Below are 16,944 nucleotides of genomic sequence, written 5' to 3'. Positions count from 1 at the left end.
GGATCGTTTCTTCGCCTTCAGGGCTTAATGTCCCGCATGATCGGGTTTTGTAGCGAGATTAGGGTCTCCGTCGACTGGATCTCATCGATAGTCTGGATCTTGTTGATAAGTACATGCTGCAGCGCCTCGATGGACTTAGTCATCACCTTGATGAAAATACTGTAGTGACCGGTGGTGTAGTAAGCCTCAACTACCTCATCTAGGCTCTCCAGACGGGCTAAGGCTGAGGGATAGTCTTTAGCACTTTTTAAGATGATGCCGATAAAACAGCAGACGTCGTAGCCCAACATTTTCGGACTGACTTGTACGCAGGCACCGCTGATCACGCCGGCTTGCTTCATCTTTTCTACGCGTACATGGATCGTTCCTGGGCTGACGTTAAAGTTTTTAGCCAATTCGGCGTAGGGCGTACGGGCATTCTTCATCAATGCGTTAAGGATGCCGCGATCGAGATTATCGATCGGATAAATTTCTGCCATTTTTATCCTCGGTTTTTGAATAATTAATAATTTTTGATGCGATATAATGAACGATTAAAACCTAACTGGCGATATTTGTTGTTGATTATTGAATTCAATGCCACTTCTGTTGCTTAATCTATAGCAACAGGACAGACAGGTGGTGAGTACAGTCATGAAAAAATACTATATTGAAAAACAACAACAGATCAGCTTTGTAAAGCAGCATTTCTCTCGTCAGTTGGAGCAGCGACTTGGCTTAATCGAGGTCCAAGCGCCTATCCTGAGCCGTTTGGGCGATGGTACTCAAGATAACCTGTCAGGTCATGAGAAAGCGGTCCAGGTAAAGGTTAAAAACCTACCGCAGGATACCTTTGAAGTGGTTCATTCATTGGCGAAGTGGAAGCGTAAGACGCTCGGAACCTATGATTTTGCCCCGGGGGAAGGGTTGTATACCCATATGAAGGCCCTACGCCCGGATGAAGATCGTCTATCAGCCATTCATTCGGTCTATGTGGATCAGTGGGACTGGGAGCGAGTGATGGGCGATGGAGAGCGTACTCCGGCGTATCTGCAGGACACCGTTCGTCAGATCTATGCGGCGATGAAGACGACGGAACAAGAGGTCTGTGAACGCTATGGCTTAACGCCCTTCTTACCGGCGGAGATCCACTTTATTCACAGTGAGATGCTACTGCGTCGTTACCCTGATCTGGATGCTAAAGAGCGTGAGCGCGCCATTACACGTGAATTGGGTGCCGTGTTCCTGATGGGGATCGGTGGGTGCCTGTCGAACGGCCAAGCACATGATGTGCGAGCGCCGGACTATGATGATTGGACATCGCTCGGTTCTGAGGGACTGGGGGGGCTGAACGGCGATATTCTGGTGTGGAACCCGGTATTGGAGGATGCCTTTGAACTGTCTTCAATGGGGATCCGTGTGGATGCGCAGGCGTTAAAGCGTCAACTGGCGCTCACCGATGATGAGGACCGCATGGCACTGGAGTGGCATCAGTCGTTGCTGCGTGGTGAGATGCCGCAGACTATCGGCGGTGGTATCGGCCAATCCCGTTTAGTGATGTTATTGCTGCAACAACAGCATATCGGTCAGGTGCAGTGTGGTGTGTGGCCGCCGGCGATTCGCCAGCAAGTGCCGGCGATCCTCTAACTGTCCTGACACTAACGGCGCCAGCGACGCAGCAGGCGCCCCTTAATACCGCTATCAAAGCGCCAAATATAATCAAAGACTTTCATTATGCTGGGCTTGCCATGTGGCGACATGGCCACTGCGTGAAAGCAGTGGCCATTCTGTTTTTGCAGCTGTTTTATTTCTCGCTGCGTCTCTTCAGGGAGACGTTGGGCGATAAAGTCAGAAATGACCACCGCATCCGCCTGCTGCCAGGCCGGTTGTTGTAATAACGTGCTGGTCTGTGCCAGGCAACGAGCCAGATCGGTCCCCCCCCTAAAGCGTTGGCTGAGGAAGCGGATCGCCTGATCGATGCCATCATCGGCGGTGAGTTCGTGTTGTACGATGTCGCTGGAAAATAACATGATGTAACAGCGACGATTATCGGCCAGAGCGATACGCATCAACGCCAGGCAAAAGGCTTTAGCGCACTGTTCATGGAAGCCACCCATCGAGCCCGAGGTGTCGACGCAGACGATAAAAGGCCCCTTAGGTTGCTGTTGGTGGTGATGGTAAGCGATCAGGCGTTGTACCGGCTGTTCACGCCAGGCATCCCCCTGCAGGCGATAGGTCATCAGCCGCTTTTCCAGTAAGCGGCGGTAGAATTCATACTCCAACTCACTCAATCCCAGAATCGAGAGTTCGCTCGGCATGAGGCGTAGGATCTCGTCGCTCTGGTGAATACCACTGACCTCCTCCGGCATCACGGAGGGCTCACGTAATAAGACATGACGAATCTCTTGCTGAGTGTCGGCCTCCTCTTTCGCTTCGGCAGCGCGGCTACGTCCTAGACGTTCGGCTAATTGTTGCAAATCAGGTTGGCCAGCCAGGAAGTCGCCATACTGCACCAGTAGCTGATAGTCGCCATGTTGAGGCGTCGAGCGACTGAGGTCCCATAGACGTCCTGCTGCGTTTTCATTTTCTGCCAATACCGGTTCGAGGGCTCCGCTCAGTTGTAGACGTTGTTGTAACTCTTGTTGCAGGAGTGCGCGTTCTTCCTCCATCACCTGATGATGGAGTGTCAGCGTGCGTGCGACTAAGCTAAGGCGCCAGCGTTGTAGAAACAGCGCATGGAAACTGTCGCTGTGGGGAAAGTTTCCTTGTGGACACAGTTGACGCGCCTCGTGATTAAAAGGGGAGTCCTGGTTGGTAAGCCAGGTGAGTGTCGTGGGTAAGTTGCGGAAGAACTCTCCGTTGCCTAACAGCAGCTGATGTTGGTATAGGGTGAACTCTTGCGCCAAGTCATCGGGGACATTGGTTTCACTGATCCGCTTACGCAACCGTCGTTGCCAACCGGGCCACTCCCGATCGATAAGCTGACGCAGACGCGGGTGCTTCTCAAAAAACGCTGCCAACTGGGGGGCGGCGATGAGGCCGACCAAAAAGTCTTGTAGCAACTCGCTTTCATTCATGACCAGGAAGGCTTCGACGGCCTCGAGCGATGGCATGTCAGATCGTCTCTCCCTGTAAGCGTGCGGCAAGCGCGTTAAGGTGCTCTTCGACTTCCAGCAGGCTGGCTTCGATTTGAGCGAGCCAGTCGCTACTGACGAAGAGACAAGGCTGTTGGCTGGCGAATTGTTGACGTTGTTGCTGCAACGCTTGGCGCAGTTTATCGAGGTTGGCCAGAATATCGTCGCTCGCTCGTTGACGCGGATCGCCCGGCAGGCTCAATAGACTGGATTGTTGGCTGATGTCGCGCACCTCCAACTGATGCTGTGTGGTAATGGCAACATCGATGCTTAGGGCAAAACCGATCCCATTGAGGCGGGCTCGTAACTCGCCGCCCTTCTGGAGCCAGCGGTTGAGGGTGGCCGTTTCGATCACCAAATGGGTGACTTGCATATCATGTAGGCGCAGCGGTTGCAGCAGCAGGAGCGTCAGCTGTGATGTATCGAGTCCATCCGGTAAGGCGTGCTGAGACTTACGGTTGAAGAGCCCGGCTTTGGTTTGCAGCGTCAGGGCTCGGGTCTGTTGATAGTCGCGCTGACTCTGTAGCCACTGTGTCTCCAGTTGTTGTATTTGCAACAGGAGTGCCTGTTGACGATAGGCCTGCTGGGTTAGGATCAATTGAATATGTTGATTGAGCAGTTGGCGTGAGGGCAGGTCGTGCCAGAGACACTCCTTCAACAGGATCAGATCCAGCGGTGCGACACTACTACGTCCGCTAAAGAAGGCGCAGGCTTGTAACAGACGGACGGCTTTTTTCCAGCGCCGATCAGAAATATAGGGCGCGTTTTCCAACGAATCGATATGCTGGCGTAACTGAAAGATCAGCTCGAAGACGCTATCCGGCAGCGTGACGCTGATCAGCTGTTGTTGCCACTGTTGAAACTCTTCGCTGCCGATGGTGAGGCTAGCGGGTACGGGGTTATAGCCATCATCCTGATGGCTGTTGATCAGGGCGCGGAAATTGTTCTTTTCCTGTACCTTATCTAACCATAGCCGAATCAGCATGCGGTCATACAGTGCTTCGAGTCCACCATCAGCCTCCGGTAGTTCGTTTGAGGCGGTGACCAGTAGGCGTAGGGGAATGGCTACTTCGCATTCACCGTTACGGAAACGGCGTTCGTTGATGGCGGTCAATAGGGTGTTCAGGATCGCGGGGCCCGCCTTCCAGATCTCGTCTAAGAAGACGATCTCTGCTTCGGGCAGGTAGCCCTGAGTCAGGCGTTGATAACGCCCTTCATCTTTTAACGCCTGGATAGAGAGGGGGCCGAAGACCTCTTCTGGCGTGGAGAAGCGCGTCATCAGGTATTCGAATGCGCGCGCATCGCGAAAGGCGAACTTGAGCCGGCGCGCGATTAGGCTCTTAGCGATGCCGGGCGGACCGAGTAAAAACACACTCTCGCCGCACAGTGCCGCCAATAGGCATAGGCGTACCGCTTGTTGCCGCTCATATAAACCTGACTCCAATGCATGGCTCAGCCGAGAAATACGTTCGGCCAATTGACGGGGTTGCGTCATACTAATCTCTATTCATGACATGGATGATTTTGTTGTATCTATTTATAAGGTGTATGACCAGCTTTATTTCGCCCGTGTCGGGATGGTGAAGAGAGAGGGCCAAGCGCCAAGACGCCATGTTGTTTGTTACATAATCAACGATATTCTTGCGGGTTTTACGGTGGGAATGCGAGGGTATTTATGCATACTGTGCAACCTTTATCTGCGCTCGGGATGTTGGCGCATCTATGGCTGACGGAAATTTCACAACGAAAAATGTTATGAGTACAGAACAGAAACGCTCACTGACCACAGTGACCCTGGCGGCTATCGGCGTAGTGTATGGCGATATCGGTACCAGTCCTCTTTATACACTCCGCGAGTGCTTTGCCGGACATTATGGCTTCGAAGTGAAGCCGGAGATTGTCTTCGGTTTTCTCTCGTTGATCTTTTGGATGCAGATCCTCATCGTTTCGCTGAAGTATCTGACCTTTGTCATGCGGGCGGATAACGCCGGTGAAGGGGGCATCTTAACGTTGATGTCGCTGGCTGGGCGTAATACGACGGCGAAGGTCACGGCGACACTGGTGATCCTCGGGTTGATCGGCGGTAGCTTCTTCTACGGTGAGGTGGTGATCACACCAGCCATTTCCGTGATGTCGGCTATCGAGGGGCTGGAGATTGCCGCGCCCTCGCTCGATCCCTATATCGTCCCCCTCTCCGTCTTAGTATTGACCGTGTTATTTTTTATCCAGAAGCACGGTACCGGAAGCATCGGTCGCCTGTTTGCCCCAGTGATGGTGTTATGGTTCCTATCGCTGGCGATCCTTGGGGGACGTAGTATTCTCGCTAACCCTCAGGTACTACATGCCTTGGACCCACGCTGGGCAATCAACTTCTTTGTCGAATATAAGAGCCTCGCCTTCTTTGCATTGGGGGCTGTAGTGTTGTCGATCACCGGGGTCGAGGCGTTGTATGCCGACATGGGGCACTTCGGCAAGAAGCCGATTCGCTTGGCCTGGTTCCTGTTTGTCATCCCCTCGCTGATGCTGAACTATTTCGGGCAGGGGGCATTATTGCTGACCGATCCGACCGCGATTAAAAACCCCTTCTTCTTGCTGGCGCCAGACTGGGCGCTGATCCCCTTGTTGGTCCTGGCGACCCTGGCGACGGTGATCGCTTCGCAAGCGGTAATCTCCGGGGTCTTCTCCCTGACGCGTCAGGCGGTGCGTTTAGGCTATCTGCCGCCGATGCGTATCATCCATACTTCGGATATGGAGGCCGGGCAGATCTACATTCCGGCGATCAACTGGGCGTTGTACATCAGCGTGGTATTGGTGATCATCGGCTTCGAGCGCTCTAGCAATCTAGCGGCGGCGTATGGTATTGCGGTGACCGGTACCATGGTACTGACCAGCATGCTCTCTTGTACCGTGGCATTGAAGAACTGGCACTGGAACCGCTTCATCGTGGCCGTGTTGCTGCTGGGGTTGTTGTGCCTCGATGTGCCGCTATTTAGCGCCAACGCGATGAAGATCCTATCAGGCGGCTGGTTGCCGCTGACCTTGGGTCTGCTGATGTTTATCATCATGACGACCTGGAAGAGCGAGCGTTTTCGTTTACTACGTCGTTTGCATGAACACGGTAACTCTCTGGAGGCGATGATTGCCTCTCTGGAGAAGTCACCACCGGTACGGGTGCCTGGCACGGCGGTGTATATGTCGCGCGCGGTGAATGTTATCCCCTTGGCAATGTTGCATAATCTAAAACATAACAAGGTATTGCATGAACGGGTGATCCTGTTGACGTTGCGTACCGAGGATGCCCCCTACGTGCATAATGTGCGGCGAGTGACCCTGGAGCAACTTTCGCCGACCTTCTGGCGTGTCGTAGCCAGTTACGGTTTTAAAGAGACGCCGAACGTCGAGGAAATTTTCCATCGCTGTGGGTTGGAGGGATTACCCTGCCGTATCATTGAAACCTCCTTCTTCATGTCGCATGAGTCGTTACTGTTGGGGCATCGTCCCTGGTACCTCAAGGCTCGTGGTCGCCTATTTATGGCCTTGAGCCGTAATGCGCTCCAAGCGGCCGATCAGTTTGAGATCCCACCTAACCGGGTGATCGAGTTAGGGACGCAGGTCGAGATCTAACGTCGTATCCCGACCTGATTTCTTACGAAAGGGCGCCATTGGGCGCCCTTTTTGATTGAAACCGCGCTTTGGCTGAATCGCTTTTGCCTCGAAACGTTTCGATAGCGATCACATTTTTTTATTTTTTCCTTGGTTCGTTCTCACCCTCCCCTTACACTTAGCCGATGAGCGAAACGTTTCGCTGGTGGAGTGAGTCATGAAAAAAGGCACAGTACTGAATTCTGAGGTTTCGGCGTTAGTCGCCCGTCTTGGCCATACGGATAGCGTCGCCATCGGGGATGCGGGTTTACCGATCCCTGATCGGGTGGCGCGTATCGATCTGGCGTTGACCCATGATATTCCGCGTTTTATGCAGGTTGTGGAGACGGTAACGGCGGAAATGCAGGTGGAGCGTGCCGTTGTGGCGCAGGAGATGGCGCAGATCAATCCTGACGTCCACCAGCAATTGCTGGATTGGCTACAGCAGTTAGGTCGGCGTCAGGGAAATGACATTCAAATCGATTATGTCACGCATAGCCAGTTTAAGACGCTGAGCGCTGAGAGTAAGGCGATCATCCGTAGCGGTGAATGCTCTCCCTACGCCAATGTACTGCTGTATGCCGGCGTGACCTTCTGAGGCCATTATGCAACCGTTACTGGCGTTAAACGCAATCGATAAGTCTTTTCCTGGCGTGAAGGCGTTATCCGGCGCGTCATTGAATGTGTATCCCGGCCGCGTGATGGCGCTGGTGGGGGAAAATGGTGCGGGCAAATCCACCATGATGAAGGTGCTGACCGGGATCTACCAGAAAGATGCCGGCTCGCTGCATTACTTGGGACAGGAGACCGCGTTTAGTGGCCCGAAATCCTCTCAAGAGGCGGGCATCGGCATCATTCATCAAGAGTTGAATCTCATTCCGCAGCTTACCATTGCGGAGAATATCTTTTTAGGGCGTGAGTTTACTAATCGCTGGGGGCGCATCGACTGGACAAAGATGTACGCTGAGGCCGACAAGCTATTGGCACGTCTCAATCTAGGGTATAGCAGCCATCGTCTGGTCGGTGAGTTGTCTATCGGTGAACAGCAGATGGTGGAGATCGCCAAGGTTCTGAGTTTCGAGTCGCGGGTGATCATCATGGATGAACCGACGGATGCGTTGACCGATACGGAGACCGAGTCGCTGTTCAGTGTGATCCGCGAACTCAAGGCACAGGGGCGTGGCATCGTCTATATCTCTCATCGCTTGAAAGAGATTTTTGAGATTTGCGATGACGTGACGGTATTCCGCGACGGTCAGTTTATCGCCGAGCGGCCCGTTGACGAGCTGACAGAAGACACACTGATCGAAATGATGGTTGGGCGCAAACTGGAGGAGCAGTATCCACGTCTGGATAAGGCTCCCGGGGCGTTGCGTTTACAGGTTGAGCAGTTGTCCGGCCCGGGCGTGAATGCCGTCTCCTTTACCCTGCGTAGCGGCGAGATCTTAGGCATCTCCGGATTGATGGGGGCCGGGCGTACTGAGCTGATGAAGATCCTGTATGGCGCATTGCCACGAACCCAGGGTTCGATCACGTTGGAAGGGCATGACGTGCAGATCCGTTTGCCTCAAGAGGGATTGGCCAACGGCATCGTTTATATCTCGGAAGATCGTAAACGTGATGGCTTGGTGCTGGGTATGTCGGTGAAGGAGAACATGTCGCTGACGGCGCTGCGCTATTTCAGCCGTCTCAATGGATCGCTTAAGCATGGTGAAGAGCAGGAGGCGGTCAGCGACTTTATCTCGTTGTTCAATATCAAGACACCATCGATGGAGCAGGCGATCGGTTTACTTTCCGGTGGTAACCAACAGAAGGTCGCTATCGCGCGTGGGTTAATGACACGCCCCAAGGTATTGATCCTCGATGAGCCGACGCGAGGCGTCGATGTCGGTGCAAAAAAAGAGATCTATCAGCTAATTAACCAGTTTAAGGCGGATGGTTTGAGCATCATCCTGGTCTCCTCGGAGATGCCTGAAGTACTGGGAATGAGTGATCGTATCCTGGTGATGCATGAAGGGCATCTGAGCGGGGAGTTCCCGATCGAACAGGCAACACAAGAAGTGCTGATGGCGGCCGCCGTCGGCAAGCAATACGGCGTTAAGCAGGAGTAATCCCCGATGAATAACCAAGTCTCAGTCAATCAGGGCGGATTCAGCAAAGCCCGGCTCAAAACCTGGCTGGTGGAGCAGAAGTCGCTGATCGCCTTATTGGTGCTGATCGCGGTGGTCTCCTCCATGAGCCCCAATTTTTTCACCTTGAATAACCTGTTCAACATTCTGCAACAGACCTCCGTCAATGCCATCATGGCCGTTGGTATGACGCTCGTGATCCTGACCTCTGGCATCGATCTATCCGTTGGTTCGTTGTTGGCCTTGACCGGTGCGGTGGCGGCGTCCATCGTCGGTTTGGATGTCAATGCGTTACTGGCCGTCGGTGCGGCGCTGGCGTTGGGGGCGGCGATCGGTGGGTGTACCGGTATCATTGTGGCGAAAGGGAAGGTGCAAGCCTTTATCGCGACCCTGGTGATGATGCTACTGCTGCGCGGGGTCACCATGGTGTATACCGATGGAAGCCCGGTCAATACTGGTTTCTCGGCGCAGGCGGACCTCTTTGGTTGGTTCGGTATCGGTCGTCCATTGGGGATGCCGACGCCGATCTGGCTGATGATTATCGTATTTGCGCTGGCTTGGTACATGCTGCACCACACGCGTTTAGGGCGTTATATCTACGCGCTGGGGGGAAATGAAGCCGCGACCCGTTTATCGGGTATCAATGTCGATCGCGTCAAGATTGTGGTTTATGCCTTATGCGGCCTGTTATCGGCCTTGGCTGGCGTGATTGAAGTGGCTCGTCTCTCCTCGGCACAGCCGACCGCCGGGACTGGTTATGAGCTGGATGCCATCGCGGCAGTGGTGTTGGGTGGAACTAGCTTAGCGGGTGGCAAGGGGCGGATCATGGGAACACTGATCGGTGCCTTGATCTTGGGCTTCTTGAATAACGGATTAAACTTACTCGGTGTCTCCTCCTACTACCAAATGATCGTCAAGGCTGCGGTGATTCTGTTGGCGGTTTTGGTAGACAACAAAAGCAATAAATAACCTTACCTACAGGAATCGATGAGATGAACATGAAAAAACTGGCAACCCTGATCTCTGCCGCGGCGCTGAGCGCCTCTCTCAGTGCTAACGCCCTGGCGCAGGATACGATCGCCTTGGTGGTATCTACCCTGAATAACCCCTTCTTTGTTTCGATGAAAGATGGGGCACAGAAGGAAGCGAATAAACTGGGCTACAAGCTAGTGGTCTTAGACTCCCAGAATAATCCGGCTAAAGAGTTGGCGAACGTGCAGGACTTGACGGTGCGCGGCGCGAAACTGATGTTGATTAACCCGACCGATTCCGATGCGGTCGGTAATGCGGTAAAAATGGCGAATCAGGCCAACATTCCGGTGATCACCTTGGACCGTGCTGCCAGTCAAGGTCAGGTCGTTAGTCATATCGCCTCCGACAACGTCGCGGGCGGTAAGCTGGCTGGTGATTTTATCGCCCAGAAACTGGGGGCCGGCGCTAAGGTGATCCAGTTGGAAGGGATCGCGGGAACCTCCGCAGCACGTGAGCGGGGCGAGGGCTTTAAGCAGGCTGTCGCTGCCCATAAGTTTGACGTCTTGGCCAGTCAGCCAGCCGACTTCGATCGTACCAAAGGATTGAACGTCATGCAGAATTTGCTTACCGCTCACCCGCAGGTACAGGCCGTCTTCGCGCAGAACGATGAGATGGCCTTGGGCGCCCTGCGTGCTTTGCAAACGGCAGGGCGTAACGATGTCTTGGTCGTCGGCTTCGATGGCACGCAAGACGGCGAAAAAGCGGTACAGAGTGGTAAGCTGGGTGCCACGGTGGCACAGCAGCCGGAGCAGATCGGCGTCATTGGCGTAGAAACCGCCGATAAGGTGATCAAAGGGGAGAAAGTCCCGGCTAATATTCCCGTTGAGCTGAAGCTGGTGACCAAGTAATACGCCGCGGATAAGATCTGGGCAGTACCGCCGTCGGTGAAGCGGCGGCGGTAGATAAGTAGGAATACAGAGTATGCAAACAGGCAAACTGGTCGTATTAGGCAGCATCAATGCTGATCATATCCTTAAGGTTGAACACTTTCCCCGCCCGGGGGAGACCCTAACAGGCAAGGGGTATCAAGTAGCATTCGGTGGTAAGGGAGCCAACCAGGCGGTTGCTGCCGGACGTAGCGGTGCCGATGTCGCCTTCATTGCCTGTGTGGGCGCCGATGATATCGGTGAACGGATCCGCAGCCAGTTGGTCAGCGATGGCGTGAATATCGCTGCCGTTGAGGCCGTGGCGGGAGAGAGCACCGGCGTGGCGCTGATCTTTGTTAACCAGGACGGTGAGAATGTTATTGGCATCCATGCGGGTGCTAACGCGGCCCTGACGCCGCAGTATCTGGCGCGCTATCAGGCGTTGGTGACGCAGGCAGACGCCTTACTGATGCAGTTGGAATCCCCCATCGAGACGGTATTGGCGGCGGCGAAGCTGGCGCGAGCCCATAACACCAAGGTGATCCTCAACCCGGCCCCGGCGCGGGAGCTCCCAGAGGCGTTGTTACATCATATCGATGTGATCACGCCTAATGAAACCGAGGCAGAATGTCTGACCGGCATTCAAGTGCACGATGATGAGAGTGCCCGCCAGGCCGCCGCAGTATTGCATGGTAAGGGGATCGCTACCGTGATGATTACCCTCGGCAGTCGTGGCGTGTGGGTCAGTCAGGAGGGGCTAGGGGGCATTATTCCCGGCTTCCGGGTAGAGGCTATCGATACCATCGCCGCTGGCGATACCTTTAATGGTGCGTTGTTGACCGCCTTGTTGGAGGGGAATCCCTTATCTGACGCAGTACGCTTCGCGCATGCGGCCGCCGCTATCGCGGTGACGCGTGAAGGCGCGCAACCCTCCGTACCCTGGCGCAGGGAGATCGATGCATTCTTGCAGGCCCATCAGGAGTAAGCGTACGTGGCAACTATGAAGGATGTCGCTCGCTTAGCGGGCGTCTCCACCTCGACCGTATCCCATGTGATCAATAACAATCGCTTCGTGAGTGAGAGTGTACGTCAGCGGGTGCAGGCGGCGGTACAGCAACTGAATTATGCCCCTTCAGCGCTGGCGCGCAGCCTGAAGATGAACCAAACCCACACCATCGGTATGTTAGTGACGACCAGCAACAACCCCTTCTTTGCTGAGGTCGTCCGTGGTGTCGAGCGTAGTTGTTATGAGCGCGGCTACAGCCTGATCCTGTGTAACACCGAAGGCGATCCGGCGCGGATGAGCCAGAGCATGGAGACATTATTACAGAAGCGGGTCGATGGTCTGTTGATGATGTGTACCGAGAATTTCCGCCCCCCACAGGAGATGATCGCCCGTTACCCGGCGATGCCGACGGTAATGATGGATTGGGCGCTATTCGATGGACCAAACGATGTCATTCAAGATAACTCCTTCCTCGGTGGCCAGATCGCGACACGCCATCTGATTGAGCGGGGATATACTCGAATCGCCTGTCTGGCAGGGCCTAAGGATAAGACACCATCGCGCCAGCGATTGGAGGGCTTCCTGCATGAAATGGCACAGGCTGGCCTGCCTGTTCCTGAATCGTATATCCTGTTTGGCGATTTCGAGTTTGCCGGTGGCGTTCAGGCTATGCGGCAATTATTGGCCTTAGCACAACCGCCTCATGCGTTATTTACCGGTAATGATGCCATGGCTGTCGGCGTCTATCAGGTGCTATTTGAGGCGGGGTTACGCGTGGGTGAAGACATTGCCGTCGTCGGCTATGACGACATCGAACTGGCGCGTTATATGGCGCCGCCGCTGACTACTATCCATCAGCCTAAGGATGAGCTTGGTGAGTTGGCTGTCGACACCTTGGTGTATCGCTTACGCCATCCTACGATGGAGCCACAAACCTTGGTTCTGACGCCTCAACTGGTCGCTCGCGGCTCTGTCGGTATTTGTCAGTGTTGAGAAGGCTTGCTCGCTTGCGGCATGACACGACGCCCCTTGAGGAGATGATCGCCATCGGTACGACGGAGTAACACGAAGACCCCCGCTGATAGTAGTGTCACGCCACCCATGGTGATGAAAGTATAGTGGAAGTGATCGACCAGTGAACCACTCACCTGGGTGTCATAGAAGCGGAGTACCGCGGCACTGACCGCAACGCCGAAACTGATGGAGAGTTGTTGTGTGACGGCGAGTACGCTGTTACCGGAGCTGGCGTTGTGGTCATCTAAATCGCCCAGGGTGATAGTGTTCATCGCAGTAAACTGGGTCGACATAAACATACCTAACAGGAATAGCGGTAGGATTAATTGCCACAGTGGGCGGTCGGCCGTCTGGAGCGCAAACAGGGCGATCATTAGCCCGATAACCAACGTGACGCCAACCAGCGTATTCCGGTATCCCAGACGGTGAAGAACCCCCGTGACCAATGATTTACCCAGCATCGATCCGAGTGCCGTCGGGGCCATCATGCATCCGGCGATGATCGCACTATAACCGAAACCGACTTGTAGCATTAACGGCATCAAGAATGGGATGCAACCGGTGCCCAGTCGAGAGGCGATATTGCCGAGGATACCGACCGAAAACGTATGGGTACGGAACAGTGGCAGGGCGATCAAGGGGTGGGGATGGCGCTGGGCATGGATAATATAGAGTAGCAGTGAGGCTAAGCCCGCCGCGACACCTCCCCAGGCATAGAGCTGAGGCAGGACACGTTCACCGAAGAGCTCCATACCACACGATAAAAGGACCAAGCCGAGGCCAAACAAGATAAAGCCACGTATATCGAAGCCGCGCGTTGGTGCCGTGAAATCGGGCATATAACGCAGCGCGTAGAGAATACCGATGATACCGATCGGGAGGTTGATCAAGAAAATCCAGTGCCAGGTGGCATAGGTGACTAACCAACCGCCGAGCAGCGGACCGAGAACCGGGCCGACCAACCCCGGTAGGCTGATGAAGTTGAGCACCGGCAGCAGTTCATCGCGTGGGTAGGCGCGGAGTAAAGCTAAACGCGCTACTGGCATCATCATTGCACCCCCGACGCCTTGCAGGATGCGGGATGCAACCAGCATCTCCAACGAGCCGGAGAGGGCGCAGAGCAACGAGCCGAAGGAGAACAGCGAGACGGCGGCGATAAAGACACGCCGCGTGCCCAAACGGTCGGCTATCCAGCCGCTGATTGGGATTAACATGGCGACCGTCAGAGTATAGCTAATAATGGCGGATTGCATTACCAGCGGGGAGCGCTCCAGACTACGGGCGATGGCGGGCAGCGCGGTATTCAGGATGGTGGCATCCAGCGCCTGCATGAAAAAAGCCATTGCCGCAATCCAGGGCAGGCCGGCCATACTCCGGGCGGTCTTGGTCATAGGTTTTCCGTCGTGTGTTTAGGCTCCGTCTATCCCCAATAGATCCTGACAGGCCGTATAGGCACCCTGTGCATCGCTGGCCAGGATGGCATCGACGATCGCCTGGTGTTGCTCTAGCTTAACGACCTCATTACCGGTTACCGAACGGAAGTAGCTCTGATAGACCGAGTTAAACAAGTTCGAGAACGACGTTAGGAACGGGTTGGCGCTCGCTTGATAGATCTGCTGGTGGAATTGTACATCGACCCGGATCCAGCGTTCGCGATCAAAATGGCTATTCAGTTCACGCATCTCTCGCATTAAATCATTAATGGCGGCTTTCTGAGTACCGCTGGCATGCATCGCCGTCAGCAGGCAGGCTTGTGGCTCAAGTGCATTACGCAGTACTAGGAAGTGCTCTTTAACGTGTTCGAAGTTTTCGCGGGTAAGCCACCAGGTCAACAATTCCTGATCGAGGAAGTTCCAACTGTTACTCGGCATCACGCGCGTGCCGATGCGAGGGCGAGGGAGCAGCATTCCTTTAGCGGCCAGCATTTTGACTGCTTCACGCACCGCTGTCCGGCTGACGCCATAGATCTCTCCCAGTTCGAGTTCACCCGGTAGTATGCTGCCGGCCTGATATTCGCCGGACAGGATCCGCTGGCCTATCTTCTCGGCGAGAAGATAGGAGAGATTGCGCTGGGCGGCTTGTTGTTGAGCATTAAGTTGCATGGCTAATCAGTCCTAATCGGATACGTATATCAATAGATACTCTTGTTCATTTTATCCTACAAAAGGGGGGCTACGCTGCATTGTTGGATAAAAATAGGCCACGGCTTATGCTTTTTTGTGCTGATTGGTGAAAATGAAGACAGTCGCACATTTTTTTAAAATTAAGACTTGTCACCTCGCGAGAAGTCCCTATAATGCGCCACCACTGACCGGGAACAACGACAACAACGTCGCCCAGTCAGGCAGAGAAAGCAAAAATAAATGCTTGACTCTGCGGGCGAAAAGCGTAATATACGCAGCCCACGCCGACGACAACTTAACGAGTTCTCGCGGCGATGCTCTTTAACAAATTATCAGACAATCTGTGTGGGCACTCGCAAGATTCGTATTAAGCATTCCTCGGAATGCCAAAATATTTAAAGTCTTGAAGAGTGACAGCAGTTAATTCATTACGAATAAACAGTTTAATTTCTTTGAGCATCAAGCTTTTAATTGAAGAGTTTGATCATGGCTCAGATTGAACGCTGGCGGCAGGCTTAACACATGCAAGTCGAGCGGTAGCAGGGAGAAAGCTTGCTTTCTCCGCTGACGAGCGGCGGACGGGTGAGTAATGTCTGGGGATCTGCCTGATGGAGGGGGATAACTACTGGAAACGGTAGCTAATACCGCATAACGTCGCAAGACCAAAGTGGGGGACCTTCGGGCCTCATGCCATCAGATGAACCCAGATGGGATTAGCTAGTAGGTGAGGTAATGGCTCACCTAGGCGACGATCCCTAGCTGGTCTGAGAGGATGACCAGCCACACTGGAACTGAGACACGGTCCAGACTCCTACGGGAGGCAGCAGTGGGGAATATTGCACAATGGGCGCAAGCCTGATGCAGCCATGCCGCGTGTATGAAGAAGGCCTTCGGGTTGTAAAGTACTTTCAGTAGGGAGGAAGGTGTGCGTGTTAATAGCACGTGCAATTGACGTTACCTACAGAAGAAGCACCGGCTAACTCCGTGCCAGCAGCCGCGGTAATACGGAGGGTGCAAGCGTTAATCGGAATTACTGGGCGTAAAGCGCACGCAGGCGGTTTGTTAAGTTGGATGTGAAATCCCCGGGCTTAACCTGGGAACTGAATCCAAGACTGGCAAGCTAGAGTCTCGTAGAGGGAGGTAGAATTCCAGGTGTAGCGGTGAAATGCGTAGAGATCTGGAGGAATACCGGTGGCGAAGGCGGCCTCCTGGACGAAGACTGACGCTCAGGTGCGAAAGCGTGGGGAGCAAACAGGATTAGATACCCTGGTAGTCCACGCTGTAAACGATGTCGATTTGGAGGTTGTGCCCTTGAGGCGTGGCTTCCGAAGCTAACGCGTTAAATCGACCGCCTGGGGAGTACGGCCGCAAGGTTAAAACTCAAATGAATTGACGGGGGCCCGCACAAGCGGTGGAGCATGTGGTTTAATTCGATGCAACGCGAAGAACCTTACCTACTCTTGACATCCAGCGAATCCTGTAGAGATACGGGAGTGCCTTCGGGAACGCTGAGACAGGTGCTGCATGGCTGTCGTCAGCTCGTGTTGTGAAATGTTGGGTTAAGTCCCGCAACGAGCGCAACCCTTATCCTTTGTTGCCAGCGGTTCGGCCGGGAACTCAAAGGAGACTGCCAGTGATAAACTGGAGGAAGGTGGGGATGACGTCAAGTCATCATGGCCCTTACGAGTAGGGCTACACACGTGCTACAATGGCGTATACAAAGAGAAGCGACCTCGCGAGAGCAAGCGGACCTCATAAAGTACGTCGTAGTCCGGATTGGAGTCTGCAACTCGACTCCATGAAGTCGGAATCGCTAGTAATCGTGGATCAGAATGCCACGGTGAATACGTTCCCGGGCCTTGTACACACCGCCCGTCACACCATGGGAGTGGGTTGCAAAAGAAGTAGGTAGCTTAACCTTCGGGAGGGCGCTTACCACTTTGTGATTCATGACTGGGGTGAAGTCGTAACAAGGTAACCGTAGGGGAACCTGCGGTTGGATCACCTCCTTACCTGAAA

13 protein-coding genes and 1 rRNA gene are annotated in these 16,944 nt (G+C 54.1%); 9 read left to right on the top strand and 5 right to left on the bottom strand.

What is annotated here, in order from left to right:
* Positions 1 to 17 precede the first annotated feature (17 nt).
* Entirely contained in the window at positions 18 to 479 is a 462-nt protein-coding gene (gene asnC, locus DCL27_RS16610; RefSeq protein WP_035598624.1) for a transcriptional regulator AsnC, read from the bottom strand.
* A 154-nt stretch (positions 480 to 633) separates the two neighbouring features.
* Here asnC and asnA point away from each other — a divergent pair, with 154 nt between their 5' ends.
* Positions 634 to 1,626 (top strand): aspartate--ammonia ligase, encoded by a 993-nt coding sequence (asnA, locus tag DCL27_RS16605; protein ID WP_005291241.1) that lies wholly within the window; start codon positions 634 to 636, stop codon positions 1,624 to 1,626.
* An 11-nt stretch (positions 1,627 to 1,637) separates the two neighbouring features.
* Here asnA and viaA read toward each other — a convergent pair whose 3' ends face one another.
* Complete coding sequence (viaA, locus tag DCL27_RS16600; protein WP_035598628.1) at positions 1,638 to 3,092, bottom strand: ATPase RavA stimulator ViaA; 1,455 nt, start codon at positions 3,090 to 3,092, stop codon at positions 1,638 to 1,640.
* Position 3,093: 1 nt separating this feature from the next.
* On the bottom strand, positions 3,094 to 4,608 hold the full coding sequence (gene ravA, locus DCL27_RS16595) for an ATPase RavA (RefSeq protein ID WP_005291247.1): 1,515 nt from the start codon (positions 4,606 to 4,608) through the stop codon (positions 3,094 to 3,096).
* Positions 4,609 to 4,868: 260 nt separating this feature from the next.
* On the opposite strand from ravA, the gene kup reads away from it, so the two are divergent.
* The 7 genes from kup to rbsR all read left to right on the top strand — a co-directional run bounded on the left by kup (position 4,869) and on the right by rbsR (position 12,781).
* On the top strand, positions 4,869 to 6,737 hold the full coding sequence (gene kup / locus DCL27_RS16590; protein WP_005295722.1) for a low affinity potassium transporter Kup: 1,869 nt from the start codon (positions 4,869 to 4,871) through the stop codon (positions 6,735 to 6,737).
* 196 nt (positions 6,738 to 6,933) lie between these two features.
* Entirely contained in the window at positions 6,934 to 7,353 is a 420-nt protein-coding gene (rbsD, locus tag DCL27_RS16585) for a D-ribose pyranase (RefSeq protein ID WP_005291254.1), read from the top strand.
* Between the two features lie 7 nt (positions 7,354 to 7,360).
* A complete protein-coding gene (rbsA, locus tag DCL27_RS16580; RefSeq protein ID WP_035598631.1) occupies positions 7,361 to 8,866 on the top strand; it encodes a ribose ABC transporter ATP-binding protein RbsA in 1,506 nt (501 codons plus the stop codon).
* Positions 8,867 to 8,872: 6 nt separating this feature from the next.
* Positions 8,873 to 9,853 carry a ribose ABC transporter permease gene (rbsC, locus tag DCL27_RS16575; RefSeq protein WP_005291260.1) on the top strand — a complete coding sequence of 327 codons (981 nt, stop codon included), beginning with the start codon at positions 8,873 to 8,875 and terminating at the stop codon, positions 9,851 to 9,853.
* A 23-nt stretch (positions 9,854 to 9,876) separates the two neighbouring features.
* The gene (gene rbsB, locus DCL27_RS16570; protein ID WP_005291262.1) at positions 9,877 to 10,764 is read left to right on the top strand and encodes a ribose ABC transporter substrate-binding protein RbsB; all 888 of its coding nucleotides are present in this window, start codon (positions 9,877 to 9,879) and stop codon (positions 10,762 to 10,764) included.
* 73 nt (positions 10,765 to 10,837) lie between these two features.
* Positions 10,838 to 11,767 carry a ribokinase gene (rbsK, locus tag DCL27_RS16565; protein ID WP_005291265.1) on the top strand — a complete coding sequence of 310 codons (930 nt, stop codon included), beginning with the start codon at positions 10,838 to 10,840 and terminating at the stop codon, positions 11,765 to 11,767.
* A gap of 6 nt (positions 11,768 to 11,773) precedes the next feature.
* On the top strand, positions 11,774 to 12,781 hold the full coding sequence (gene rbsR, locus DCL27_RS16560) for a ribose operon transcriptional repressor RbsR (protein ID WP_005295728.1): 1,008 nt from the start codon (positions 11,774 to 11,776) through the stop codon (positions 12,779 to 12,781).
* On the opposite strand, the gene mdtD is transcribed toward rbsR, so the two are convergent.
* Together mdtD and DCL27_RS16550 are read right to left on the bottom strand one after the other, a co-directional pair.
* Entirely contained in the window at positions 12,772 to 14,193 is a 1,422-nt protein-coding gene (mdtD, locus tag DCL27_RS16555) for a multidrug transporter subunit MdtD (RefSeq protein WP_005291272.1), read from the bottom strand. The genes rbsR and mdtD overlap by 10 nt on opposite strands.
* 18 nt (positions 14,194 to 14,211) lie before the next feature.
* Positions 14,212 to 14,904 (bottom strand): FadR/GntR family transcriptional regulator, encoded by a 693-nt coding sequence (locus tag DCL27_RS16550; protein ID WP_005291277.1) that lies wholly within the window; start codon positions 14,902 to 14,904, stop codon positions 14,212 to 14,214.
* Between the two features lie 489 nt (positions 14,905 to 15,393).
* On the opposite strand from DCL27_RS16550, the gene DCL27_RS16545 reads away from it, so the two are divergent.
* Positions 15,394 to 16,937 (top strand): 16S ribosomal RNA (locus DCL27_RS16545).
* Positions 16,938 to 16,944: the final 7 nt, after the last annotated feature.

The organism is Edwardsiella tarda ATCC 15947 = NBRC 105688, from assembly GCF_003113495.2.
GTDB classification, from domain to species: domain Bacteria; phylum Pseudomonadota; class Gammaproteobacteria; order Enterobacterales; family Enterobacteriaceae; genus Edwardsiella; species Edwardsiella tarda.
The sequence above is the reverse complement of the archived record's forward strand: the minus strand, read 5'-3'. Positions and strand labels throughout refer to the sequence as shown.

Excerpts from the sequence above, each read along its gene's own strand:
- asnC (WP_035598624.1), bottom strand. The coding sequence starts at position 479 with ATGGCAGAAATTTATCCGATCGATAATCTCGATCGCGGCATCCTTAAC.
- asnA (WP_005291241.1), top strand. The coding sequence starts at position 634 with ATGAAAAAATACTATATTGAAAAACAACAACAGATCAGCTTTGTAAAG.
- viaA (WP_035598628.1), bottom strand. The coding sequence starts at position 3,092 with ATGCCATCGCTCGAGGCCGTCGAAGCCTTCCTGGTCATGAATGAAAGC.
- ravA (WP_005291247.1), bottom strand. The coding sequence starts at position 4,608 with ATGACGCAACCCCGTCAATTGGCCGAACGTATTTCTCGGCTGAGCCAT.
- kup (WP_005295722.1), top strand. The coding sequence starts at position 4,869 with ATGAGTACAGAACAGAAACGCTCACTGACCACAGTGACCCTGGCGGCT.
- rbsD (WP_005291254.1), top strand. The coding sequence starts at position 6,934 with ATGAAAAAAGGCACAGTACTGAATTCTGAGGTTTCGGCGTTAGTCGCC.
- rbsA (WP_035598631.1), top strand. The coding sequence starts at position 7,361 with ATGCAACCGTTACTGGCGTTAAACGCAATCGATAAGTCTTTTCCTGGC.
- rbsC (WP_005291260.1), top strand. The coding sequence starts at position 8,873 with ATGAATAACCAAGTCTCAGTCAATCAGGGCGGATTCAGCAAAGCCCGG.
- rbsB (WP_005291262.1), top strand. The coding sequence starts at position 9,877 with ATGAACATGAAAAAACTGGCAACCCTGATCTCTGCCGCGGCGCTGAGC.
- rbsK (WP_005291265.1), top strand. The coding sequence starts at position 10,838 with ATGCAAACAGGCAAACTGGTCGTATTAGGCAGCATCAATGCTGATCAT.
- mdtD (WP_005291272.1), bottom strand. The coding sequence starts at position 14,193 with ATGACCAAGACCGCCCGGAGTATGGCCGGCCTGCCCTGGATTGCGGCA.
- DCL27_RS16550 (WP_005291277.1), bottom strand. The coding sequence starts at position 14,904 with ATGCAACTTAATGCTCAACAACAAGCCGCCCAGCGCAATCTCTCCTAT.